Genomic DNA, 25,063 nt, shown 5'->3' with positions numbered 1-25,063 from the left:
CCGCGCCGATAAGTAGCGCTGGCGGATGAATAGGTGCAGCAAGTTATCTAAATTCCTGAGCTACCCATTTGTCGCCCGCCGCAGTTATCTGGCGGAAGGCAATGTCACCATATTCGTACACGGTCGGCCGGTGCGAGATACTGCTTCTGGCTGGGATCGATCTTCCACGCGGCGTACCAAGCATCCACGTTGCGTAGCGGGTTCACCGCACGGATCTGGCCCGGCGAGTGCGGGTCGCTAACCAGCTGCTGTCGGAGCGCCTCGTTCCGGAACAGCGTCCGCCATACCTGACCCCAACCCAGGAAAAAACGCTGATCGCCAGTAAAGCCACCGATCACGGGGGCAGTCTTGCCGCCAAGCGAGGTATGATACGCGTCGAGCGAGATCAGCACCCCGCCGAGATCGCCGATGTTCTCGCCCATCGACGCGCGGCCGTTGATATGAATGCCGGGCAGTCCGTCGAAGCTGTACGCCTCGTACTGGCCACCGAGCCGCGCCGCCTGCGCCTCGAACTTGGTCGCGTCCTCCGCCGTCCACCAGTCGCGCAGGATACCGCGGCCATCCGACTTTCGGCCTTGGTCGTCGAAGCCGTGGCTGATCTCATGGCCGATCACACCGCCGATGCCGCCATAGTTCACGGCGTCGTCCGCCTTCGGGTCGAAGAATGGCGGCTGCAGGATTGCGGCGGGGAAGACGATCTCGTTCTTGACCGAGTTATAGTAGGCGTTGACCGTCTGTGGGGTCATTCCCCACTCGGCCTTGTCGACCGGGATACCGATCCGTGCCCGCCGGTAATTCCATTCGAAGCGTTGCGCGGCTTCCGCGTTGCCGACGAGGTCGCCCGGCTTGATCTGGAGCGCGGCATAGTCGCGCCACTTGTCCGGGTAGCCGATCTTGACGTTGAAGCCCTTGAGCTTGTCGAGCGCCTGCTCCTTCGTGGCAGCGCCCATCCAATTCAGATTGCGGATGCGCCCGGCCAGCGCCACGCGCAAATTGCCGACGAGCTGGTCCATCTTCGCCTTGGACGCAGGCGGGAAGTAGAGCGCGACATAGTCTCGGCCGATCCCCTCACCGACGCCGTTCTCGGCGAACGCCACCGCCCGCTTCCAGCGCTCGCGCTGCTGTGGTTGGCCGTTCAGGAACTTCGAGCGAAACTCGAACTGCGCGTCGACGAAGCGCTTCGACAGTAGTGGCGCGATGTCGTCCGAGATGCGGAATGCCTCCCACGCCTTCAACGTTGCGAGGTCGCTATCGGCGAATACCTTGGCGATGCCGGGGAAGGCGGTGTTCTGCGCCACGATCGCGCGGTTGGCGGCGTCGACACCAGCGGCCTTGAAGAAGGTCGCCCAGGGAAAACCGGGTGCCTGGCTTGCCAACTGCGCGGGCGTCGTCGGGTTGTAGGTCTTGTCGCGGTCGCGGCTCTGTGCGCGCGTCCAGTGCGCCTGGGCGAGCTTGGTCTCCATCGCCACGACGTTCCCCGCCGCGGTGTCGGCGTCCGGCCATCCCGCGAGCGTCAGCATCTGCGTCACATATTGGCGATACCGCGCGACCTGTGGGGCGAATTTGGGATCGAGATAGAGGTCGCGATCGCCGAGGCCCAGACCGGATTGGCGCAAATAGAGCGCGTACACGTCTGGCTGCTTGGCGTCATCGTTGACGCCCGGCGCGAAGAAGCTCGCGCCGAAGCCGCCGAGCGAGCGACCCATGAATTGTGCGATGTCGTCCTTAGACGTTGCAGCCTTCAGCGGCGCCAGTCGCTGGACCAGCGGCGCGGCGTCGAGCTTCTCCGCCGCCGCCGTGTCCATGAACCCGGCGTAGAGGATCGCTGCCTTCATCCGGTCGGGATGCTCAATATCGGAGGGACTGTAGCGGCCGATGAGGCTGCGCAGCCGCTGCTCGGAGATGTCGCGTAAAACCGCGAAGGCACCGTAGGACGAGCGATCCGGCGGGATCTGGGTTCGATCCGCCCATGCGCCGTTGACGAAGCGGAACCAGTCGTCGCCGGGCTTCACGCTACGATCCATCCCGGTGACGTCGAAGCCCCAACTGCCATAGCTGGTCGCCGCGGTGCTGTCCGTCGGCGATGGTGCTCTCGACTGCGGGGTCTGTCCTGTAACTGCGCTCCCGATCGTGACCACACCGAGGAGGGCAACAAGCGGCATATGCTTCAAAACCAACCATCTTCTCCGATCAAGGACATTGCACCTTACCTTTATGAGGGCTTCGCGCTAGCGGAAAACATTCAATAAGTGGCCGACATCAAGATGCTGCCGAGCTCGTCTGGATAATGAATTGATGCGTAGGTCCCGGAATCGGAGAGGGGCGCGCGAATGCCAGCTATGGCATTCCTGCTCCGGGCCACTCATATTCGCTAGCTCGCCGAACGGCTGGGAACATGTCTCAAGTCGTACACCTCCCGTTTGGGTCGTCCATGGTGCATCGGATGGCTACAGCTGCCAACAACCTCGGCGCTTACCGCAAGACGTGAGAAGGGCATCCGAGTCGCCTCGAATGCCCTAATTTTGTAAGCCGCTTGGGAGCAACCTGCCTGCAACTCTAAGCGCTCAGTCGCTTAGATACCATTCGAAAGATTGGTATCCGGATCGTTGGTGCGCATGTCTTCAGCCTGATTCTGGCCTGTCGCGCGTACTGCGTCGGCCTTGTTCTCCAGGCTCGCTTCAGCTGCTTCGTTGCCCGTCGCGTCGGCCGCGTCTTCGAGGTTATCGGCGACGGCTTCGGTGTTCGACTCGATCTGATCGGCCGCCTGCTCGCGCGGGCTGGTGTTGCATGCTGCGAGCGAGAGCAGACCGGTAACGACGGCGACAGCGAAAACTTTCTTCATGATCAACCCTTTTTGTGGTGCGGTACGGATACACGACGGCGGTTGGAATTCAACGCCGATCCACTTGGTGGGGTATAACCGGCCAGCGGTCAGCAATGCCTTGCCTAAGCTATCCCCTCAACTGGCAGGAACCAGTGGCTAAGCCCATGCGCTCCGATCGGCACCACTAAGGAAACAGCGATGGATGAGTTTGCGCGCATGATGAGTATGGAGGGTGTGCGTCCTCTTGATACCCCAAAGGAAACATCCCGGCGGGTCGTCAAACAGCCATCTCCAGTTTCGAGCCAACCGTTAGTAACTATGCCAGAATTGGGGGTAGGCGGTTATGCGTGGGTTACAGGAAAACGTGCGCGCACTGCGCTCGAGACGGCGTTGGAACGCTTGGCCAGCGAGATCCGCGGCGGACGGCGCGGCTGGGCAACCGGCATTCTGCAGGATGGCAGGACAGTCACATTGCCTGCTTCGTCAGGAGCAGCGTCACTGCTTGGCACCGCAGATCGCCAATCGTTACGCCTGATGATTGTCGGCGGCGACGGCTGGACCTTCGTAATGCATCCGATGATGGGTGTCGCTACGCTGGATGACGATCCTGCCTAGCCCGATGAACAAGCGTCAGGGACGGGAACGCAGGTGGAGCGGCTTGAACGTCGAGAACTAGGTTGTCCTGACTGAGGGGCGGCGGTCCGCGTTACTGTTGCTGATCCGTGGCTCGTTGAGCCCTTTCATCGGATTGTCCTTTCTGCCACGGCCAGCGCCCGTCAATCTCGACCTCGAGCGAGAAGCTCAGGAACGTCCTGATAAGAACAATGCCAGCAAGAACGAGCAGACTTTCGATTGTCGGCTCGACCGCTACCGTGTTGATGATGTCGGCCGCGACCAGGAACTCGAGGCCAAGAAGGATTGATCGGCCAAGACCCGACCGAAAGTCAGCGACTAGCGTTGCTCGGCTGGTTTTGCCCCGGGCCAGACCGAGCAAGAAGGCGGCCAGCGTTCCGAATGCCCCTACAACGATAATGGCGGTACCGACGATCTCGACGGCGCTCGTTGCTAAGTGGATCCACTGGGCTTCGTTCGTGATCATGGTGCTTCATGCCTGAGCGGCTGCAAAGGCACAAACTGCCAGAGGGCAGGTTGGGCTGGGAAGGTTGTTACGGTCCAAAGTTTGCGGCGTTTGCAGGTAAATCCGAGGGCATGCCCAGCCTCCGCGCGCCCACGATGTCGTTCTCCCAAAGTTGGTAAGCTGCGGATGCGTTTACCTTGGCCTGGTCGCCGCTTGCTGCGGGCTTCCTGACTGGCGAATATGCGCGCAGACAGCAGCGAACAGGCTCTGCGGGAACTCGCAAAATGCAGCTGTCGCGCGAATTAAACCCTCGCCAAGGCGTGCTCTCGACTGCCCCCTACTCATCTCATCGAGACAAAAGCTTCTTCCAGCGCACCATCCCCATTCCGAGCGCGATCTGCTTCCAGTCGATGCACGAGAAGTCGATCTGATGTAGTTCACGGTGGATCGTTCGGATCCTGGGCTCGGAGCCGTACCGGCTGCCCGTGCTGACGGGCGCGTGGCCGCAGATCTGGTCCAACGTGCGATCGGTCAGGCGAGCATCGTTACCCTTGGCCTTGAACGCATGGCGAAGGGAGTGGAAGACCAAGCGTCGATCGTTGGAAACATACCGATCGATGATGCGGTTGACCTTCTGGCTGGCTTCCTTCGTCCGCTTGCCTACGCTGTTCTCCTTCAAGTCGGGAAATAGCTGCGTGTGACCGAACGCAGCTAGCGCCTCCAGGTACTCGCGGAAACCAAGTTCGAGGAGCTTATCGTGGATCGGGACGAGCCTGATCGAGTCCTCGGTCTTGACGCTCTTGTCCTCGGCGTCCTCATCATCGGCGTATTCGTCGATGTCGAGGTAGACGATGTCACCGTCGTGGCGAACGTCGGCAAGCGCGACCTGACCGACCTCTTCCAGCCGGGCACCCGTGGTGATCGAAAGCAGAAAAAGCCAGAAGATGGTCACGTCGCTGATACGGGATTCCGTATTCCAAGCGGCCGGTTCGACGAAGAGCGGACTGGCGCAAAGCGTCGCGAGCTCGTGATCCTCGAAGCTACGCCGAGTGCGCCGCTTCTTCGTGTAGCCGACGATCTTGATCCCGCTGCCAATGTTCGCGGGCGTCCAGCGCTGATGGAAGGCATAGGTGAGCAGCGCCTGCAGCGCGCCTACCCGCTTCTTGAGAGTGGGAGGCGCGCATTTGGGCGTGGCGTCCTTGTGCTTCGCCACTCGGGCCGTGAAGGGCAGGGCGCGATCCGCCCTAGGCATCGAGGCGGGGAGCTTCGCGGCCTCGTCGCGGTAGTCGTACAGCATGTCGGCATCGATCATTGATACGGTCGGGTCGCCCGCGAAGTCGATGAAGTCGTCTACCGCGGCCTCGTATTCCCCGGCCGTCTGCGGGCGCGGTTCGTTTCCCGCCTTCCATTCGTGGAACAGCGTCTTGAGACGCAGGTTCGGACGTCGCCTCGAATTCGGAACGCGCGGGCGGTGACGGCTCAGACGTACCCGGTTGACCTCCTCGTCGGCGCTGCGCTTCTCGTCGACGACGTCCAGAAGCGCCTTGATGATCTCCTCCTCCGAGAAATGCACGGCACCCGGGTCGAATGCCCGTAGCCGCGCCGCAGGACCGGTGAGACAGGGGCGCCAAAGCTGTTCGTTGTGGTGCCACCGCAGTCGGATCCAGTTGGTGCCGGTCTGCTCGATGTCGCCCCCATAGGAGTCGGCCACCAACCTTTCGAAGCGTGGCTTGTCCCCGCAAACCAGATCCCAGTCGGTATTGGACGGCGGACCCATGATCGCGGGCGGGAACGGGTCGTCCAAGCCGATCGACTTGCGCGCGCCCGCCGCGGCATCCAGTTCCATGAAAGTTGCGACGAGTCGCTGCTGACCGGTGAGACCGGTGCCCGTTGCGGGGGCTTCGCACCAACGCCGCACCAGCGCGCCGGGTGTCGGGATCAACGTGCCTTCCGCAAGGCGGCGACGCGCGTCTGCGAGTTTCGTCTCGAAGTCGGCGTTCTCGCGCGCGAAGCCGATCTTGGCTTCGGCGGGATCCTTCGTCCTGAGCGATATCTTGATCGCGGCCTTGCCGTCGAACGCCGCCCGGAGTGCTTCGGGGACCGCGCGTCTAAAGTAGAGTTGCCCGGTCCGGGGATCGGCGAAAGGGGACGCCATGCTGGTCTTCTTCACGTTCTTCTGTACCCATGTTCTGTACACATGACGGGTAAAAGAGACGTAAATCCGCGCATTTCCGACGTTTAGTCGAGAATGGTGACCCCTACGAGAATCGAACTCGTGCTTACGCCGTGAGAGGGCGTCGTCCTAACCGCTAGACGAAGGGGCCGTGTAGCAGAAGCGGGCGTCTACGGAATGGGTCGGTAGCCGTCAAGACGGTTACCGACAATTCTTGCGACGCCCGCGTATTTTATCAGGCAGCGACCTTCTTGCGTTCGGCCATTTCCTCGTTGAGCATCTCGGCCAGCAGGAATGCGAGCTCGAGGCTCTGGCTGGCGTTGAGGCGCGGGTCGCAGTGCGTGTGGTAGCGATCGGCGAGCGACTGCTCGGTCACGTCGACCGCGCCGCCGGTGCACTCCGTCACATTCTGGCCGGTCATCTCGGCGTGGATGCCGCCGGCATGCGTGCCCTCGGCGCGGTGGACCGCGAAGAAGCCGCGGACCTCGGCGAGGATGCGGTCGAACGGCCGCGTCTTGTAGCCGTTGGCGGCTTTGACGACGTTGCCGTGCATCGGGTCGCAGCTCCACACCACCGGATGGCCTTCGCGCGTCACGGCACGGACCAGACGGGGCAGGTTGGCCTCGATCTTGTCATAACCATAGCGCGTGATCAGCGTCATGCGGCCGGGTACGCGGCCGGGATTGAGCGTGTCGAGCATCCTCAGCAGGGCGTCGGGCTCCAAGCTAGGCCCGCATTTGATGCCGATCGGGTTGCCGATGCCGCGGAGGTATTCGACATGCGAAGAGCCCTCGAACCGCGTGCGATCGCCGATCCAGAGGAAATGCGCGCTCGTGTCGTACCAGTCGCCGGTCAGCGAATCCTGCCGGGTCAGCGCCTGCTCATACTGGAGCAGCAATGCCTCGTGGCTGGTGTAGAAATGCGTTTGCGCAAGCTGCGGCACGGTCTCGGGATCGATTCCGCACGCCGCCATGAACTCGAGCGCCTCGCCGATCCGGTCCGCGGTCTCGGCGTATTTCTTCGACCAGGGGCTGCGGCCCATGAAGTCGTGCGTCCAGCGGTGCACCTGGTGGAGGTTCGCGTAGCCGCCTTGCGCGAACGCCCGCAGCAGGTTGAGCGTCGCAGCCGACTGCGAATAGGCGCGGATCATCCGCTGCGGATCGGGCGCGCGGGCCTCAGCGGTGAAGGCGATGTCGTTGACGTTGTCGCCGCGGTACGAGGGCAGCTCGACGCCGCCGATCGTCTCGGTATCGGTCGAGCGCGGCTTGGCGAACTGACCCGCCATGCGGCCGAGCTTCACCACCGGGAGCTTCGACGCGAACGTCAGGACGACCGCCATCTGCAGGATGACGCGGAACGTGTCGCGAATGTTGTTCGCGCTATGCTCGGCGAAGCTCTCGGCGCAATCGCCGCCCTGGAGCAGGAACGCCTTGCCGGCAGCGACCTCGGCGAGCGACGCGGTCAGGTTGCGGGCCTCGCCCGCAAAGACGAGCGGCGGGAAGGTCGCCAACTGGTCGGTCGCGGCGGTCAGTGCAGCCGCGTCGGGATAGGTGGGGAGCTGTCGTGCTTCGTGACGCGTCCAGCTGTCGGGGGCCCAGTTCGCGGCCATATCATGTCGTCCGGATGGTGAATTGTGCGGCTGGCCATGCGCGAAAACGCCTTTTCGCGCAATGAAGTAAAGCTTGTCTGCGTTAAGCCTGCGCCCTTGCGCCAGCGATCGGGCGGCTTGCCAGACGCCGCTATGGTACCAAGCCAGGCCCAAGGCTGAGCTCGTGCACGACCGGCCGCGCAGTTCGCATCCGCTCGAACGGTCAATAGCCCTCGTCGAGATCGGCGACGTTCCTCATCGGTTCACCGGCGAGAAACGCGGCAAGATTTTGGAGGAACATCGTCGCCCCGCGTTGGAACATCGTCGTCTGGCTCCTGCCCGACAAGTGCATCGTCACGATCGCATTCGGCGCGGACCAGAGTGGGTGGCCAGCAGGCAGGGGTTCGGGCTGGGTAGGGTCGAGAAACGCGCCGCCGATCGTTCCGTCCGCCAGCGCACTGCATAAGGCTTCGTCGTCAATCATGTCGCCGCGGGCGATGTTGATCAACCAGGCCGACCTTTTCATCTGCTGGAGTTCGGCATGGCCGATCATCGCCTGCGTCGCGCCGGTCGACGGTGCGGCGAGAATGATCCAATCGAACGCGCCGAGCCGGTCGCGCCAGGCATCCGCCGTGATCGTGCCATCGCGGCCGGTCCGCGAGACGCCCGTCACCGCGACGCCAAACCCGGCAAGCCGGTCGCCGATCAACCGGCCGATCGTGCCATAGCCGATGACCAGCGCCTTCGTCCCCTCGAGCTCGATCTTCCCTGGCGCGTCCTTGAGCCATTCGTGGCGGTCGTACGCCCGCAACACCGTATCGAAGCGCTTGGCGGCGACCAGCACGCCCATCACGGCATATTCAGCCACCGTCACCGCATTGATCCCCGCGCCGTTGGTCAGCGTGACGTTATTGGCCTTGAGGTGTTCGAGGGGGAACGCGTCCAGCCCGGCATAGATCGTCGATACCCACGTCAATCGGGGCCCTGCCGCCCGGATCGCCTCGGCAACGAGATGGGTCGGCTGCATGTCGACCCAGGCGATGTCGGCATCCGCGATCATCGCCTTCGCATCGTCCGGCGTCGAAAACCAGGCGACATCGAGCGTCGTCGGGAGATGGGGTTCGAGGAGCGGGCGGGCAGCTGCGGGCAGGACGGCTTTCATTCGCTCAGCATCGGTCGTGGACGGAGCCTGTCAAGTGCCGTGATCGGTGCCGGTACCTCGTCGCCACCTCGTCGCATTGCCGGCCGTCCTGACCGTCATCCGCCGGTCACCGCGGCGACATTGTCGTCGCCGTTACGGTCCACGTAGAAATTATAGGGATCGACCCCGGCGAATGCGGGCTTGCGCGTCGTGACGATGCGGATGACCTGTTCTCCCGAGCGGATCGGGCGGCGTTCCTTCAGGATGACGTCCTTTGTCGCAAAGCTGCCAAGCCCGGGACGCTGATCGAACACGCCGACGTCGATCATATCCGACAACGGTGCTTCGGTTTCGACGCCTGCACCATTGGCATGAGACTTGGTGGCTTTGATCGTCAGCAGCGTTTCGAAACGGCCGTCGGATCGCTTGCGCGTAACGGCTGCGGTCGTCTTCAGGTCGTATACGGTGATCCGGTCGAGCAGGTCGAGCACGAGTTCTCTTTCCGCCGGGGTTCGCGCCAACGACCGGAACCCGTCGACCAGATCGAGCGAGCGCGGATATGGCTTGCCCTTGAACCGATACCGCGCAAGCAGGCCGCGCAGCATCGCATTGACCCGCGCCTCGCCAAGCCGATCCTGGAGAAGATACATCACCAGCGATCCCTTGCGGTAGTGGATGTACCCCTGGCCCTCGACCCGGTCGAGCGGGACTTCTTCGACGACCTCGCTACCACGCGAACGCAGATAGCTGTCGAGTTCATACTTCAGGAAGCGGCGAATCTTGTCGTCGCCATATTGATGTTTCATCACCATCAGCGCCGAATATTGCGCCATCGTCTCGATCAGCATCGAGCCGCCCTGCATGTCCGCGCTGACCAGTTGATGACCCCAATATTGGTGGCCTAGCTCGTGTGCGGTGATGTAGCTGATATAGTCGACCTTGGCCGGATCGCGGTTGTCGGCAATGAACCCGAGCCGTTCGGAATAAGGGATCGTGCCAGCGAACGCCTGCGCGTAGCTCGCATAGCCCGGATATTCGAGGATGCGGGCATAATCGAACTGATAGGGCCCGAAATTGGCGCGGTAATAGCGGAGCGAACGCTGCATCGCGTCGAGCATCCGATCGACGTTGAAGGCGTGCTGCGGATCGTAATACACCGTCAGTGCAGTTCCGTCGGCGGTACCGTTTTTCTGCGCGTACGCCGCTGACTGGACCGAGAAGAAGGCGAGGATTGGAACGGTCGACACGAACCGGGCAGTGCGCCGCCCGCCAGCGATGGCGTCCGAGACTTTCCGACCCGGCGCGATCGGGATCTGGCTGGCGAGCGTCGAGACGGTGATGTCGGAACGAACCCATGGTGCGTTGCCCAGCAGGTTGCGGTCCTGTGCAGTGCGATCCTCGAGCTTGGCAGGACGCAGTTCGGGAGTCAGGCCGTATTTGCGCCGTTTCGAACGCTCCTCGAGCAGGCCATCCTTGCTCATGCCAATCTGCGGCGCGAATTCGCGATTCTCCAGAAACGTACCGTTGGCCACCACGCGGGTGTCGTCGCCCGTAGCGACGAGGCCGCGTTGCCAGCGGGTCGTGTGGAACGTCAGCGTGCCACGCGCGCCCGGCGCAAGCGGAGTCGCGAACCTGTAGATACGGTATTGCAGGTCGGAATCGTCCATCACCAGCACAGCGCCGGGAATGGCGACAGCCCCCAGCCGGGTCCTGTCGTCGGGCAGGCGAACGTGAAGGTCGCGTACCGGCGCACCGCTATCGTTGACGAACGCGTAGGTGCCGTCGGTCTCGAGCCGGCGTTGGTCGGGATAGAGCGCGACGTTCAGCCGGATATCCGTGACCGAAGGCTGCTTTACGCCGAGATAGCGTAGATATTTTTTCTCGTAGAGCGCTTGGCGCGCCTCGCCGTCCTGCTTGGTGCGATAGACGCTCAGAACGTCCATCTGGTAGTACAGGAAGACGCCGGTCGCAGTGGCCACGATGAGCGCGCTGGCCAGGACCGCGCCGGGCGTGCCGATCAGACGACGTGGCACCTGCACAAGCCGTACCCGCAGTCGGGTTTCGGTGCCGCGCCGCCAGAGCAGATGCGCGAACACGCACAGGCCCAGCGCAATCGCGCCCCAGTACAGCCGCAACCACCATGCCCGCGCGCCACCGATCTGTGCGCCGTTCATGTCAGACAGCGTGACGGTGCCGACCGTGCCATATTGGTAGAGTGGGTGTTCGAAGCCCATGTTGGTCAGCGTGATCGTGCCGACGAGGTAGAGGACCATGATCGCCCAACCGATATATTTGTTCGGACTGAGCGCCTGGACGAATACCGCCAGCACCGCGAGGATCACGGCATCGACGGTCATCGGCAGCACCCACCACGCGACGTAATGGCCGAGCGCCAGATCGGTCTGGCCGCGCGAAAGCTGGACGACGCACGCAGTGACGACCGCCACCACGGAGGTCGCGAACAGCACGCCGGTGATCGCCAGGACTTTCGGCACGAGATACGCCCAATTGGGGAGCGGGGTGGCGTCGACGATCTCGTGCATCCCACGCTCGCGGTCGCGCCAGACGAGTTCGCCCGAATAATAGATCGCGATGATGAGCGGGATGATGCTGAATGCACCCTCCAGCGTCCCGATCACCGCAAAGGTCAGCGGGCGGATCGCGGTCCCGTACATCTCGTTGGACGAAAGCAACGCGGCCAGCGCGTTGAAGATGCCGATCAGCATCAGCACGAGGAATGCGGGACTGCGGAACACGAGCGCCATCTCGAACCGGCAGCGCTCGCGAAGGCGGATCCAGCCCGCGGCGGCGGGACGCGCCGCGGGGAGCTGGTCGACCAACAGCGGCGGGGTGGCGGCGAGCTTTGCGGTCGTCCGGCGTTGCCGGCGAAGCGCCCGTTTCGAGACGCCGCGCTCGGCGAACGAAAAGCGGACATAGGCGATGCCGATCGCGACGAAGCCGATCAGGATCGCAAACAGCCGGTTCCACACCAGCACGCCCGTAAAGGGGGGCAGGCCGGCATTCGCCTCGCTGGCGGTGAAATAGCGCGTGGTGCTCGCAAAGGCGCCAAGCCCGAACGGTTCGAGATAGCTGCCGACTGCGCGCCATTCCGGTTTCGCCCGCAGCACCGCGTTGATCGCGAGGTACAGGACCAGGAAGACGATCACGCCCAGATAGCTGTACATCATCGACCGCGTCATCGTCGCCACCGCGAAGAAGATCGCGGAGGTCATGAACACGCTCGGCAGCGCCAGCAGGAAATACGCGTAGGCATAGTCGCCAAGACGATTGGGTCCGAGCCGTTCGGCATCGACCCACGGCATCATCGACCCCAGCCAGATCGCCAACGGGATCGCGACGAACGCCAATGCCGCGGCACCGAACGCACCCAGGAACCGCGCGGTCAGATAGTCGAACTTGCTGACGCGCGTCGACCGGACCATCGGCCCGAACCCGCTCTCGTCGTCGCGGACGATCACGTTGGCGACGAAGGCTGTCGTCACGAACATGAAGAACAGCGACATGATCAGATGGACCTGGGCGATCGCGACCGGTGCATTCTTGTGGATGTTGGCGCCGCTGCCGATCTGGATCTGCTCGATCGTCATCGATCCGAAGCTGAGCAGGAAGAACAGGATCGCGACGGTCCAGAAGACCGGGTTGCGCAGTTGATAGCGCAGTTCGAAGCGGGCGATCTGGCCGAACATCAGGCAGCGACGAACTGGTCGGATGCCGCTGCCGGTATTCGCCGCGACCTAGCGAGCGTCGAGAAATAGACGTCCTCAAGCCCGCCATGCGCGGCGGCAAAGCCATCGCCGGGATCGTCGGGCGACAGAATGTGAATGATCGTCCGGCCAGCGAACAACCGTGTCGAGATCACCTCGTAGCGCAGCTTGGCCTCGTCGAGTTCATCCCGACCGATCGTCTTCGCCCAGACCTGGCCGCGGGTCCGCTCGATGAGGTCGAGCGGGGCGCCTTCGAGCTGGATCCGCCCGCCCGCCAGCACCGCCATCCGTGGGCACAGATCGGCGACGTCCTCGACGATGTGCGTCGACAGGATCACCACGACGCTCTCCCCGATCTCGGCCAGCAGGTTGAGGAAGCGGTTGCGTTCCTCCGGGTCGAGCCCGGCGGTCGGTTCGTCGACGATGATGAGACCGGGGTTGCCGATCAGCGCCTGCGCGATTCCGAAACGCTGACGCATGCCGCCCGAGAAGCCGGCGATCGCCTTTTTGCGGACGGACCAGAGGTTGGTCTGGTTGAGCAGCGTCTCGACCGTCTCCTTGCGTTCGCGCGCCGAGGCGATCCCTTTGAGCACCGCCATGTGATCGAGCATGTCGTAGGCCGACACGCGCGGATACACGCCGAAATCCTGCGGGAGATAGCCGAGCGTCTCGCGCAACGCCTCGGGGTTGGCGATCACGTCGATATCGCCGAACCGGATCGTCCCAGAAGTGGGGGTCTGCAACGTCGCCACCGTCCGCATCAGCGTCGACTTGCCCGCGCCATTGGGACCCAGCAGTCCGAACATGCCGTTGGGGATGCTCAGCGTCACGTCGTCCAGCGCGCGCGTGCCATTGGCATAGACATGCGTGACGTTGACCAGATCGAGCATGTGGAACCCCCGTTCGTTTCGAAAGCGCAACCTATCAAGTGTATTGCCGTTGTAAAGCGCTCAGACTGCGGCTGTCACGAGTGCGGTGGCGTATGATGGATTTGAGGGGCGGCGAGACAGCACGATCCTTGTGTTTCAAAGACGTAGTTAGTGGCCGGGTAGTTGTGCCCATCCTCAGTTGCGCGCGGGCCAACATGCGGAAAACAATCTTGTATTGTTGAGCGGGCCCCGACAGAGACGCGAAGCGGTCGGCGTGGAAAAGGCGGAATGGTGTCGAAGGAATTCGCGTTCTTGGGCGACGGCGGGCGACTGGCGACGCTGATCGGCGAGACGGACTGGGCGTCGACCCCGCTCGGACCAATCGACGGCTGGCCGCAATACCTCAAGACCGCGACCTCGATCATCCTGCGGGCGCCGGTGCCGATGGCGTTGTTGTGGGGCAGCGACGGCGTCATGATCTACAACGACGCCTATGCCGCTATCGTCGGCGCCCGGCACCCCGCCGGTCTGGGGGCTACGGTCCATGATGCGTGGCCCGAGGCGCGGGCATTCAACGAGCACGTCCTGCGCGTCTGTCTGGCCGGCGAAACGCTGTCGTTCGCGCGGCAGGAGATGTCGCAATATTTTCCGACACACGATCACGCGGTCTTTCTCGATCTCAATTACTCGCCGGTGCTCGATCATGATGGCGTGCCCGGCGGGGTGCTCGCCGTCGTCGTCGAGACGACCGACGCGGTGCTCGCCGAGCGCGGGCTGAGGGGAGAGACGCACACGCTCGAGACGCTCAACCTCACCGGCGCGGCGCTGGCGGCCGAACTGGAGCTCGAGCCGCTGATCCAGATGGTCACCGATGCCGGCGTCAAGCTGACCGGTGCGCAGTTCGGTGCCTATTTCCACAACCTGATGGATGAGACGGGCGAGAAGCTGCATCTGTTCACGCTGGCCGGCGCCGAGCGCGCGGCGTTCGAAACGCTCGGGCGCCCGCGTGCGACCGCGGTGTTCGGCCCGACCTTCCGCAACGAAGGCGTGATCCGCTCGGACGATATTCTCGCCGATCCGCGCTATGGTCGCAGCGCGCCGCATTACGGGATGCCCAAGGGGCATCTGCCGGTCCGCAGCTATCTGTCGGTGCCGGTGACATCGCGATCGGGGGCCGTGCTGGGCGGGTTGCTGTTCGGGCATTCGGCGGTTGGGCGGTTCACCGAGCGGCACGAACGGCTGCTGGTCGGGGTTGCGGCGCAGGCGGCGATCGCGATCGACAATGCACGGCTGTTCAAGGCGGTCCAGGACGTCAACGACACGCTGGAGCAGCGCGTGGTCGAGCGTACGCTGGAGTTGACCGAGGCGCACGAGGCGCTTCGCCAGGCGCAGAAGATGGAGACGCTGGGCCAGCTGACCGGCGGGATCGCCCATGATTTCAACAACCTGCTGACGGTAATCCGCGGATCGGCCGATCTGCTCAAGCGCCCCGACCTGACCGAGGATCGCCGGACGCGCTATATCGCCGCGATCGCCGATACGGCCGACCGCGCGACCAAACTGACGAACCAGCTGCTCGCGTTCGCCAGGCGATCGTCGCTGACGCCGACGATAGTCGATGCGCGGACGATCCTGCACGGGATGACCGACATGATCGCGACGCTGTCGGGCGCCTTTATCGAGGTGTCGATGCGGCTTCCCGACGAGCCTTGCCTGGTCAACGCCGACGCCAGCCAGCTCGAGACCGCGATCGTCAACCTGGCGGTCAATGCGCGCGATGCGATGCACCAGCGCGGCCGCCTGACGATCGACGTCGATGCCGCGAAGCGTATTCCTGCGGTCCGCGGTCACGCGGCACAGCATGGGGATTTCGTCAGGATTTCGATCCGCGATACCGGCACGGGCATCGACCCTGCGCATATCGAGCACATCTTCGAACCGTTCTTCACGTCCAAAGCGGTCGGCCACGGCACCGGACTTGGGCTGTCCCAGGTCTTCGGGTTCGTCAAGCAATCGGGCGGTGAAGTGATCGTCGACAGTGTCCCGGGCGAAGGCGCGACGTTCGCGCTGTACCTCCCGCGCGAGCGTAATATGACCCCGATCATCGCCGATCCGGAGCCGGCCATCTGTCCCGAGCAGGCCTCGCTGCGTATCCTCGTGGTCGAGGACAATCCCGATGTCGGCAATTTTGCGATCTCGGCGCTTGCCGATCTGGGTCACGCCATCGTCTTCGCGCGCGATGCCGAGGAAGCGCTCGACGTGCTCGACGGGCAAACCACGAGGTTCGATGTCGTTTTCTCAGACGTGATGATGCCGGGCATGACCGGGATCGAGCTCGGGCGTGAAATCCGCCGGCGCTATCCCGAGACCGCGATCCTGCTGACCAGCGGGTATAGCGAAGTCATTTCGCGCGAGGGCTCGCACGGATTCGATTTGTTGCGGAAGCCGTATTCGATGGGCGAACTTGCCGCTGCGCTTCAGCGCGCAACGGCGGCGTTCGTCGAGTAGATCCAGTCAGTCAACCGGCGCTGCGGCGCAATAGGCGGCGACCATCGTCCGGATATCGACCTTCGCCTTCAACCGGGCAGCCAACAACGCCGTGCCGCTGATCTTGCGCTGGACGAACAGCGTGTCGATCGGCGGAAGGTGCCACGTCTCGCGATCGCGCGCGATCTCGGTGCCCTGCTCGCGAAGCACGCCGACGAACGCGCGGTCGCCAAAGTCGAACGGGCCGGGCTTGGCGAGCTCGCCGAGGATCACGTCGATCATCCGGTCGACCAAGGCTCGATGCCGGACCACCGCCGCCTCGCCGAGGAAACCCGCAGCGATGGCGGCCTCGCGAACCGCATCGCGGTCGCCAGCCACTGCGGCGGCGAGCAGGCGGCGATAGCCTTCGCCGGTTTCGGCAGGCAGCGGTCGCGCCGCGCCGAAATCGAGCAGCACGAGCTTTTCGGTGTCGGGCTGCCAGCGGTAATTGGCAAAGTTCGGATCGGTCTGCATCAGTCGCCAGTCGAACAATTCTCGAAGGACCAGCGAGATCAGATCATGCATCACCCGATCACGCACCTCCTGGGGAGCGGTTTCGAGCGACTCGACGGGCACGCCGGTGACGAAGCTCATCGCCAGCACGCGCGGTGTCGTCAGGTCGGCGACCAGCGATGGCACGACGAACGCGCTCTCGCCCGCCAGGAGTTCGCCGTAGCGCGCGAGCATCGTCGCCTCGCGCAGATAGTCGGCCTCCTCGTGGAGCTGGCGCTTCGCCTCGTTGAGCAGCGGGGCGATGTCGAGCGACTTGGGCAACAGCCCCGACACGCGGAGTAGCGTGGCGACGTTGTCGACATCGGCGTCGATGCTGTCCTTCACGCCGGGATACTGGACCTTGATCGCCAGTTCCGATCCGTCGGGCAGGCGCGCGCGGTGGACCTGGCCGATCGACGCGGCGGCGACCGGGTGCGCCTGGAAATGCGCGAACCGACGCCGCCAGTCCTTGCCCCATTCGGTGGCGAGCACGCGGTCGAGCTGTTGCGGTGGCATGTGGTGCGCGTTGTTACGGAGCTTGGCGAGGATCGTCGCGAGTTCGGGCGGGAGCATGTCGCCCGCGTCCATCGAGATCATCTGGCCAAGCTTCATCGCCGCGCCGCGCAGGTGCGAGAGCTGGTCGGCGACGCGCGTGGCGTTCGCTGGCGTGAGCAGCAGATCGCCCATGCTCGGGCGTTCGCCACTGGCGAGCCGCCGTGCACCTTCGGCGACGACCCCGCCGGCGACACCACCGGCGAGACGTCCAAAAACGCCGAGACGCGCGAGACGGCCACTGGGAATCGCGCGTCCTGCGCTGGCTTTGCTGCCGCGGTCTTCGGTCAAATCAGATCCTTCAGTCGCTGGGCGCGACCTTCGACCAGAATATGGGGCGGGAGAGCGAGGGCGCAATTGATGTGAGTCACCGCGGACCGATAAGGTCTCAATCCTCCCCCGCCAGGGGGAGGTGGCAGGCGCAGCCTGACGGAGGGGGAGGGAGGGGAAACGTACGTTCCGGGCCCTCCCCTCCGTCGCCTTCAGCGCCACCTCCCCCTGGCGGGGGGAGGATCGCTCCGACGTTCTATTTTGCGTCGGTCAGGCGAACCGTCGGTGTTGCGGCCTCCAGCGGATCCGCAAGTATCGTTTCGCCGAGCGATGCCAGCACCGCGGCTGCGAGCGCGTCGAGGCCGTACGGCTTCTCCAGCATGATCGCATCGGTCTCGTCAGCGACCGATGCGGTGTCGCCGGTCGCGAAGACGATGCCGACGCCAGGCCGCAACGCCCGCGCGGTCCGTGCAAAGTCCGGTCCGGACACGCCCGGCAGGTTTACGTCGGTCACCAGCGCATCGATCGGCACGGTCTGGAGCGCGGTCATCGCGTCCTCCGCGCTCGCCGCGTCGACCACCACGAAGCCGCTGCCCTGCAACATCTCGGCGGTGTTGGCGCGGATCAGCGCGTCGTCCTCGACCAGCAGCACGGTGCGGCGGGCAGGCGTGTCGAGCCGACGATCGGCCTCGATCCGTGCGTCGCGCGCGGCCTTGGCGGCGGGGCTGCCCGAGCGCTGGCGATTGGCGAGCACCTGGCGGAATTTCCGCGCAAGGGCTTCCCGCGTGTATGGCTTCGACAACAGCTCGAGACCCGCATCGAGCTTGCCGCCATGAACGATCGAGTTCTCGGTATAGCCAGACGTGAACAGCACCGCGAGATCGGGCAGGCGTTCCTTGGCCTTCCGCGCGAGTTCAGGACTTTTCAGCGTGCCGGGCATCACGACGTCGGTGAACAGGATATCGATCGGCACGCCGCTCTCGACCACGTTCAGCGCGCTGGCCGCGTCGACTGCCTTCAGCACGCTGTAGCCGAGATCGGTGAGCAGCTCGACGACCGTGCCGCGGACCTCGTCATCGTCCTCGACCACCAGCACGGTCTCGGTGCCGCCGGAGATCGGGCTGGCATCGGCGACGACCTCGACGTCCTCGCTCCCCATCGCGCGTGGTAGATAGAGCTTGATCGTGGTGCCTTCGCCGACCTCGGAATAGATCTTCACATGGCCGCCGGACTGTTTGACGAAGCCATAGACCATCGACAGGCCGAGGCCCGAGCCCTTGCCCTCGCTCTTGGTCGAGAAGAACGGTTCGAAGACCTTTTCGATGATCTCCGGGCTCATGCCGGTGCCGGTGTCGGACACGGCGAGCATGACATATTGTCCTGCCTCGACCTCGTCATGACCCTGTGCATAACTGTCGTCGAGGTGCGCGTTGCCGAGTTCGATGGTCAGCTTGCCTTGGCCCTCCATCGCGTCGCGCGCGTTGATCGCGAGGTTCAGGAGCGCGTTCTCGATCTGCGCGGGGTCGATGAAGGTGTTCCACAGGCCACCGCCGACCACCGTCTCGATCTCGATGCCTTCGCCGATCGCGCGACGGAGCATGTCGTCCATCCCGCGCACGAACCGCGTGACGTTGACGACCTTGGGCTCGAGCGCCTGGCGACGGCCGAACGCGAGCAGCTGGGCGGCGAGCTTCGACCCGCGCGATACGCCCGCCATCGCATTCTCGACCCAACGTTCGGCGCGCGCATTGCCCGCCAGATTCTTGCCGAGCAGCTGGAGATTGCCAGAGACGACCTGGAGCAGATTGTTGAAGTCGTGCGCGACGCCGCCGGTGAGCTTGCCGACGGTCTCCATCTTCTGCGACTGGGCGAGCTTGGCTTCGGCCTGGCGACGTTCGTCGATCTCGCGGATCACGCGCGCTTCGAGCGTCTCGTTGAGCTGGCGGAGCTGATCCTCGGCGCGCTCGCGGTGGCGGACTTGCCGCGCGAGCGCCTCGGCCTGTTCGCGCAAGGCGGCCTCGGCAGCGCGCTGATGCGTGATGTCGGTGTGGACGCCGACCCATTCGAGGATTTCGCCGGCGTGGTCGAACATCGGCAGGCCGCGTACCGCGAAAGTGCGCCACGTCCCGCAGTGCCGACGGACGCGGTGCTCGAAAACGAACATCGACTTGCTAAGGACGGCAGCAGTCCAGGCCTTGATCGTCGACGCGACATCGTCCGGGTGGATCGCGTCGGCCCAGCCGAAATTCTGGTATTCGTCGATCGACTGGCCGGTCAGCGCCGCCCAACCGGGCTGTTCGCCGATCATCCGGCCATCCGGGCTGTTGGTCCAGAGTACGCCGTGGACCGCGTCCATCGCGGTGCGGAAGCGGCCGTTGCTGATGCCGATCGCCGCTTCGCGCTCGGCGCGCTCCTCGACGTCGATGCCGAGCACGTAGATGCCAGGGATCGCGCCATCCGCCGCGATGTGTGGCACGTAACGAAATTCGGCACGGCGCGCGCGACCGTCGCGATGCGGAAAGACGGTCTGCGCGGTGAAGCTTTCGCCGGCCAGCGCTCGGTCGAATGAGGGGCGGCGATCCTGATAGACCGCGTCGCCGAGGACGTCGCGGACGGGTCTGCCGATCATGGCTTCGGGGTTGGCGCCCAGCCACTCCTCGTACTGCGCATTCGCCAGGCGATAGACGTGATCGCGGTCGATGTACGAGATCAGCATGGGCACCGCATCGGTGATCCGGCGCAGTTCGGCTTCGCTGGCGGCGAGACGGTGCTCGGCTTCGACCCGGCCGGTATTGTCGACCATCGTGCATAGCACGCCGCCGACGCCGGCATGCGGGCGGTAGACGGGCGTGTAGAACAGGTCGAGCGTCAGCGTCTCGGGGCCGTCGGGGCGCTGGAACAGGATCGGCTGATCGCGATAGGCGACGGTCTCGCCGCGGAAGCCGGCTTCGAGGACGGCGCGGTTCCAGTCCCACACTTCGGGGAACGCGGTCGCGACCGGGCTGCCGAGCGCGGCGGGGTGGCGGTCGCCGGCGACGGCACGGTAGCTGTCGTTGTAGAGCATGATGTGCTCGGGACCCCACATCACGACCTTGGCGACCGGCGAGTTGAGGATGTTGGCGAGCGTGACGCGGAGCTCGGCGGGCCATGAGTCGATCGGGCCGAGCGAGGTCGCGCTCCAGTCGCGCTGGCGGACCAGCATGCCGCATTCGCCGCCACCGATCAGGCTTTCGCTCGACGATGTCGCTTCGCCGTCGCGCATCCGTTCGAGCGCGGTGCGGAGGATCATGGTGGCGTCGCCGTGGCCGGCGGCGGTGAGATCGTCGATATAGCCTGCAAGGTCGTCTGGCAGGGAAATGGTGCGCGACGCGACTGGGATTGTCATGCCGGACTAGTGCGTATGCGGCGCACGCGTGTCAATGAATTCGCGTGGTTAGGGATGGCATGCGCCGTATCCAAACACCCGTCACCCCAGCGAAAGCTGGGGTATCCCCGTGACGAGCGATCCCTGCGCCAAGCCTGATACCCCAGCTTTTGCTGGGGTGACGGCGTTTGAATGCGTTGGGCGCAGCAGCTTCCGGCGGACACCGTGCCACCGGCAGAACCCAAGAGGGCGCTTCCGTACGGCAGCGCCCTCTTCCCTATCACTTCGAGTCGATCAGCCCTCGGTGCGCGGCAGGTTCAGCGGGTTGCCGTGCTTGACCGCCTTGGGCAGCAGTGCGTCGGGCAGATCCTGGTAGCAGACCGGGCGCAGGAAGCGCTCGATCGCCGCGGTGCCGACCGAGGTCGTGCGTGGGTCCGAGGTGGCCGGGAAGGGGCCGCCATGCACCATCGCCGGCGCAACCTCGACACCCGTCGGCCAACCGTTGGCGAGGATGCGCCCAGCCTTGCGCTCGAGCACCGGCACCAGCGCGGCGGCGTCGGCATAGTCGCCCTCGTCGATCTGCAGCGTGATCGTGAGCTGACCCTCGATCTTTTCCAGTACGCTGTGAACCTCGGCGAGATCGGCGCAGCGGACGATGATCGAGGCCGCACCGAACACTTCGTGCGACAGCGCCGGATCGGCGACGAACGCCTTGCCGGTGGTCGAGAACAGCGCGGCACGACCGCGGTTTGCGCCCTCGGCCTCGGTACCGCGCGCGAGTGTCTCGACCGAGTCGTGCCCGGCGAGCGCCGATACGCCCTGTTCGTAGCTGGCATGGATGCCCGGGGTGAGCATCACCTGCGGCGCGGCCTCACCCAGGGCGGCAGCCGCTGCCTCGACGAACACGTCGAGATCGGGGCTATCGACCGCGACGACGATGCCGGGGTTGGTGCAGAACTGCCCCGACCCCATCGTCAGCGACCCGACATACGCCTTGCCAAGCGCCTCGCCGCGCGCCGCGAGCGCCGCGGGGAACAGGATCACCGGGTTGATGCTGCTCATCTCGGCATAGACCGGGATCGGCTCGGGACGTGCTGCGGCGAGCTTGACCAGCGCGAGGCCACCGCCACGCGACCCGGTAAAGCCGACCGCCTTGATCCGCGGATCGGTGACGAGCGCCGCGCCGAGCTCGTTCGCCGGACCCTGGACCAGCGAGAACACGCCTTCGGGCAAGCCGCATTTGGCGACTGCGGCCTGGATCGCCTTGCCGACCATCACCGACGTGCCGGGATGTGCGGGGTGACCCTTGACCACGACCGGGCAACCGGCCGCCAGCGCGGAGGCGGTGTCGCCGCCCGCGACCGAGAAGGCGAGCGGGAAGTTCGACGCCCCGAACACCGCGACCGGACCGACCGCGATCCGACGCTGGCGCAGATCGGACCGCGGCATCGGCTTGCGGTCGGGCTGCGCCTCGTCGATCACGACCGACGCCCAAGTGCCGGCGCGCAGATGCTTGGCGAACAGGCGAAGCTGGCCGGTGGTACGACCGCGCTCACCCTCGAGGCGCGGCCGGGGCAGGCCACTCTCTTGGATCGCGCGCGCGACGAGCGGCTCGTGGATCGCCTCGATCTCGTCGGCGATCGTCTCGAGAAATACTGCGCGAGCCTCGGGATCGATCTCGCGGAAAACGTCGAACGCCGCTGCGGCGAGCGTGCACGCCTCGGCGACATCGGCCTCGCTCGATACCGCGAAGGCGGGCTCGATCCTTGCATCCGTCGACGGGTCGATCGCGAGGAAGGTGACGTCGCTGCTCACGGCGCGCGCGCCGATCGGGAAGGTGCCGTCCATATCAATTCTCCAGGTCAGTCGATGCCCGCCGGACCATCGCGTCGGGGCCGGCGAGCGTTGCGCATGCAGTATTAGTGGGAGCGGTAACACGCAAGCGCAAGCCAAGCGTGATCGCGGTGCAACGGCTTCGACGGCGTTGCCATCACGGCGCCGCGACCGACGGAAGGATGCTTTCAAACCGGGTTTGCCCCGCGAGGGAATGGGTGAGCGTAAGGTCGCCATTATGGCCACGAACGATCTGGCGAGCGAGGGCCAGCCCTATTCCGCTGCCCGCCTGTTTCGTCGTGAAAAAGGGTCGGAAGATATCCTTCAGGTTCTCAGCAGGAATACCGGGTCCGTTGTCCGTCATGGTTATGCGCGTTTCGCCGACGCGGGCCTGGATAGCCAGCGTGACGTGAGGAGCAGGCGTGGCGTCCAACGCCTCCGCTGCGTTTTGCAGCACCGCCCAAATTGCGGCGGTCAATTGATCAGGATCGGCCAGCAGAAACGCCGGCGCCTCCTCAAGATCGGCGGTGAAGGCGATGTGGGGCCATCTGATCGTGAACAACGCCGTAAGGTCGTTCACAAATCCCGTAAGCGGGATCCGCGCGGGGATCGGCAAGGGCAGCTTTGCGAGCGTACGGTAGCTTTCGCCGAAACGATGCAGGCTGGCGGCGCGGCGCGCGACGGTCTCGATCGCCTCGCGGATCTTGGGCAGCGCAGGCTCGGGATCGTCGAGCATCGCCACCGCGGTCTCGGCGAGCGAGGCGATCGGGGTGAGCGCGTTGACGATCTCATGGCTCAGCACCTGGACGAGATCGCGCAATGCGGCGGCTTCCGCGGCCTTTAGTTCGGCGTCGATGTCGATCAGCGCGCCGATCCGCGTCATCCGGCCGGTCAGCGCGAGATCGCCGGTGGCAAGCGCGAAGCTGCGGACGTCGGCGTCTTGGCCGATGTCGATCGTGACGGTGCGGCCGGGGCGGGTTTCCGAGAGCGCCGCGACGAGCCCCTCGGGTGGATCGGCGACCAGATCGCTAGCGCCAAGCAAGCGCCGCGCGGCGCGGTTGACGACGCGCAGCCGACCGTCGTCGAGCGCGACCAAGGGGGCGGGCGACAGATCGAGATAGGCGTTCAGGCGGCGCCGTTCCTCTTCTCCGGGGAAAACGGGCGCAGGGGGCGGAGGTGCCGGCGGCCGTCGAGGACCGCGATCGACCAGGTCGAGCGCGGCGATCCAGATCGTGATCAGCGCGGCAAGCAATGCGGTGGCGTACAGGCCGCGCATGGCGGCAACCGCGCCGCCTGCACCGGCCGCGGCGATCACCAATGCGCGCAACATCGCGCGCGCCTGGTCAGAGGCCATAGCGCGCCATCCGTCGATACAACGCGGCGCGCGTCAGACCGAGCTGGGCGGCGGCACGGCTGACGTTGAAGGCATGGCGTTCGAGCGCTGCGGTGATCAGGGACTCTTCGTTGCGTGCCAGCGACAGGTCGGGCGCGAGCGCTGCGGGCTCGGCGGTAGCGGGTGACAGCATGAGGTCGCCGTTGCCGAGCAGTACCGCGCGTTCGATCGTCTGGCGCAGACCGCGGACGTTGTCTGGCCAGCGATCCGCGGCGATCGCGCGCGCGGCATCTTCGTCGAGCGCTATGGTCGGCCGGCCATGGCGGTACGCGAACAGCGCGAGGAAATGGCGGGCGAGCACCACCGCGTCGCCGACGCGATCGACGAGCGGGGACAACGGGATCTCGATCGTGGCGATCCGGTCGAGCACGTCTTCGCCGATCGCCGCCCGGATCCCGGTGCGATCCAGCCGCGCGGTCGCTATGACGCGAATGCCATCTAACGCAGCCAGCAGAACGCCGTTGAGCGCGCGAGGCAGTCGGTCGATATGGTCGATCACCAGCATCCCACCAGCTGCGGCCGCAGTGCGTTCGGCGATAGCCGCGGCGTCCGCCGCCTCGGCATCCAGCGTGACGAGCGGCAAATGGGCATGCAGCGAGGCCTGATGGATCAGCCGGGCGATCAGCGTCTTGCCGGTGCCCGCAGCACCGTGGACGAGGATCGGCGCGGTGGTCTGCGCGACGCGGGCGATCAGGTCGCGGGCGCGCGCGATCCCGGCGCTTTCGCCGAGCAGGATGCCGTCATGGACAGGCGGTATCGCGGCGGTCTCCAGCCTCGCGCGGCGCAGCGCGAGACCGCGTTCGACCGTGGTCAGCAGCCGTTCGTTGTTCCAGGGCTTGATCACGAAATCGGTCGCGCCGCTGCGCATTGCGCGAACCGCCACCGCGATCCCGCTGTGCCCGGTGACGACGATCACGACCGCGCGCGCGTCCGCGGCGATCAGCCGGTCGAGCATCGTGAAGCCCTCCTCGCCGGTGGTCCGCCCGCGCGCGAAATTCAGGTCGAGCAGGATGACGTCGATCGGTTCGCCCGCGAGCAAGACCCAGGCCGCCTCCGGGTTCGCCGCGGTCGACACGCGCATCCCGTGCCGCTCGAGCAGCAACCGCGCCGCCTTGGCGATGTCGGGATCGTCGTCGATGACCAGGATATGCGATTCGGTTGACATGGCCGTCATAGTGTCCGGAAACGGACAGTTGGTACAGTCGTAGTGACCGCTCCGGTGCTTTCCTCAAGAA

General features: G+C 65.0%; 15 protein-coding genes and 1 tRNA gene. 2 read left to right on the top strand and 14 right to left on the bottom strand.

Going from position 1 to position 25,063, the window contains the following annotated elements; all coding sequences use genetic code 11:
* Window positions 1–104: 104 nt before the first annotated feature.
* A complete protein-coding gene (locus C8J46_RS17570; protein ID WP_243643487.1) occupies window positions 105–2,138 on the bottom strand; it encodes a M13-type metalloendopeptidase in 2,034 nt (677 codons plus the stop codon).
* A 434-nt stretch (window positions 2,139–2,572) separates the two neighbouring features.
* Window positions 2,573–2,842: a hypothetical protein gene (locus tag C8J46_RS17565; protein ID WP_132741849.1), complete on the bottom strand. Its 270-nt coding sequence runs from the start codon at window positions 2,840–2,842 to the stop codon at window positions 2,573–2,575.
* 180 nt (window positions 2,843–3,022) lie between these two features.
* Here C8J46_RS17565 and C8J46_RS17560 point away from each other — a divergent pair, with 180 nt between their 5' ends.
* A complete protein-coding gene (locus C8J46_RS17560; RefSeq protein ID WP_132741847.1) occupies window positions 3,023–3,439 on the top strand; it encodes a hypothetical protein in 417 nt (138 codons plus the stop codon).
* A gap of 91 nt (window positions 3,440–3,530) precedes the next feature.
* Here the strand turns inward: C8J46_RS17560 and C8J46_RS17555 are convergent, their stop codons facing one another.
* The 7 genes from C8J46_RS17555 to C8J46_RS17525 all read right to left on the bottom strand — a co-directional run bounded on the left by C8J46_RS17555 (window position 3,531) and on the right by C8J46_RS17525 (window position 13,419).
* The gene (locus C8J46_RS17555) at window positions 3,531–3,923 is read right to left on the bottom strand and encodes a DUF1622 domain-containing protein (protein WP_132741845.1); all 393 of its coding nucleotides are present in this window, start codon (window positions 3,921–3,923) and stop codon (window positions 3,531–3,533) included.
* 325 nt (window positions 3,924–4,248) lie between these two features.
* On the bottom strand, window positions 4,249–5,844 hold the full coding sequence (locus C8J46_RS17550; protein ID WP_165886616.1) for a site-specific integrase: 1,596 nt from the start codon (window positions 5,842–5,844) through the stop codon (window positions 4,249–4,251).
* A 307-nt stretch (window positions 5,845–6,151) separates the two neighbouring features.
* Window positions 6,152–6,226 (bottom strand) — tRNA-Glu (locus C8J46_RS17545).
* A gap of 84 nt (window positions 6,227–6,310) precedes the next feature.
* Window positions 6,311–7,684, bottom strand: coding sequence for a 3-deoxy-7-phosphoheptulonate synthase class II (locus C8J46_RS17540; protein ID WP_132741841.1), 1,374 nt, complete (start codon window positions 7,682–7,684; stop codon window positions 6,311–6,313).
* 202 nt (window positions 7,685–7,886) lie between these two features.
* Complete coding sequence (locus C8J46_RS17535; protein WP_132741839.1) at window positions 7,887–8,825, bottom strand: D-2-hydroxyacid dehydrogenase; 939 nt, start codon at window positions 8,823–8,825, stop codon at window positions 7,887–7,889.
* Between the two features lie 95 nt (window positions 8,826–8,920).
* A complete protein-coding gene (locus C8J46_RS17530; RefSeq protein ID WP_132741837.1) occupies window positions 8,921–12,511 on the bottom strand; it encodes a M1 family aminopeptidase in 3,591 nt (1,196 codons plus the stop codon).
* Window positions 12,511–13,419, bottom strand: coding sequence for an ABC transporter ATP-binding protein (locus tag C8J46_RS17525; protein WP_132741835.1), 909 nt, complete (start codon window positions 13,417–13,419; stop codon window positions 12,511–12,513). The genes C8J46_RS17530 and C8J46_RS17525 overlap by 1 nt, the downstream gene beginning before the upstream one ends.
* A gap of 270 nt (window positions 13,420–13,689) precedes the next feature.
* Between C8J46_RS17525 and C8J46_RS17520 the strand changes: the two genes are divergently transcribed.
* Window positions 13,690–15,906 carry an ATP-binding protein gene (locus C8J46_RS17520; protein ID WP_165886615.1) on the top strand — a complete coding sequence of 739 codons (2,217 nt, stop codon included), beginning with the start codon at window positions 13,690–13,692 and terminating at the stop codon, window positions 15,904–15,906.
* Between the two features lie 6 nt (window positions 15,907–15,912).
* Here the strand turns inward: C8J46_RS17520 and C8J46_RS17515 are convergent, their stop codons facing one another.
* From C8J46_RS17515 to C8J46_RS17495, 5 genes are all read right to left on the bottom strand, one after another.
* A complete protein-coding gene (locus C8J46_RS17515; RefSeq protein WP_132741831.1) occupies window positions 15,913–17,259 on the bottom strand; it encodes an AarF/ABC1/UbiB kinase family protein in 1,347 nt (448 codons plus the stop codon).
* Between the two features lie 235 nt (window positions 17,260–17,494).
* Window positions 17,495–20,623: a PAS domain-containing protein gene (locus tag C8J46_RS17510; RefSeq protein ID WP_243643486.1), complete on the bottom strand. Its 3,129-nt coding sequence runs from the start codon at window positions 20,621–20,623 to the stop codon at window positions 17,495–17,497.
* A gap of 273 nt (window positions 20,624–20,896) precedes the next feature.
* Window positions 20,897–22,450 (bottom strand): aldehyde dehydrogenase (NADP(+)), encoded by a 1,554-nt coding sequence (locus tag C8J46_RS17505; RefSeq protein ID WP_132741829.1) that lies wholly within the window; start codon window positions 22,448–22,450, stop codon window positions 20,897–20,899.
* Window positions 22,451–22,592: 142 nt separating this feature from the next.
* Window positions 22,593–23,789 (bottom strand): ATP-binding protein, encoded by a 1,197-nt coding sequence (locus tag C8J46_RS17500; RefSeq protein WP_132741827.1) that lies wholly within the window; start codon window positions 23,787–23,789, stop codon window positions 22,593–22,595.
* On the bottom strand, window positions 23,779–25,002 hold the full coding sequence (locus tag C8J46_RS17495; protein WP_243643485.1) for a response regulator: 1,224 nt from the start codon (window positions 25,000–25,002) through the stop codon (window positions 23,779–23,781). The genes C8J46_RS17500 and C8J46_RS17495 overlap by 11 nt, the downstream gene beginning before the upstream one ends.
* Window positions 25,003–25,063 lie beyond the last annotated feature (61 nt).

Origin of the sequence: Sphingomonas sp. PP-F2F-A104-K0414 (genome assembly GCF_004340945.1) — a bacterium.
Taxonomy (GTDB): domain Bacteria; phylum Pseudomonadota; class Alphaproteobacteria; order Sphingomonadales; family Sphingomonadaceae; genus Sphingomonas.
Note: the sequence above shows the minus strand (reverse complement) of the source record. Positions and strands in the feature narration are given on the sequence as shown.

Bases quoted from the DNA above. Each gene is read 5' to 3' on its own strand.
- C8J46_RS17525 (WP_132741835.1), bottom strand. From the start codon at position 13,419: ATGCTCGATCTGGTCAACGTCACGCATGTCTATGCCAATGGCACGCGC.
- C8J46_RS17555 (WP_132741845.1), bottom strand. From the start codon at position 3,923: ATGATCACGAACGAAGCCCAGTGGATCCACTTAGCAACGAGCGCCGTC.
- C8J46_RS17500 (WP_132741827.1), bottom strand. From the start codon at position 23,789: ATGGCCTCTGACCAGGCGCGCGCGATGTTGCGCGCATTGGTGATCGCC.
- C8J46_RS17565 (WP_132741849.1), bottom strand. From the start codon at position 2,842: ATGAAGAAAGTTTTCGCTGTCGCCGTCGTTACCGGTCTGCTCTCGCTC.
- C8J46_RS17530 (WP_132741837.1), bottom strand. From the start codon at position 12,511: ATGTTCGGCCAGATCGCCCGCTTCGAACTGCGCTATCAACTGCGCAAC.
- C8J46_RS17535 (WP_132741839.1), bottom strand. From the start codon at position 8,825: ATGAAAGCCGTCCTGCCCGCAGCTGCCCGCCCGCTCCTCGAACCCCAT.
- C8J46_RS17560 (WP_132741847.1), top strand. From the start codon at position 3,023: ATGGATGAGTTTGCGCGCATGATGAGTATGGAGGGTGTGCGTCCTCTT.
- C8J46_RS17540 (WP_132741841.1), bottom strand. From the start codon at position 7,684: ATGGCCGCGAACTGGGCCCCCGACAGCTGGACGCGTCACGAAGCACGA.
- C8J46_RS17510 (WP_243643486.1), bottom strand. From the start codon at position 20,623: ATGACAATCCCAGTCGCGTCGCGCACCATTTCCCTGCCAGACGACCTT.
- C8J46_RS17505 (WP_132741829.1), bottom strand. From the start codon at position 22,450: ATGGACGGCACCTTCCCGATCGGCGCGCGCGCCGTGAGCAGCGACGTC.
- C8J46_RS17495 (WP_243643485.1), bottom strand. From the start codon at position 25,002: ATGACGGCCATGTCAACCGAATCGCATATCCTGGTCATCGACGACGAT.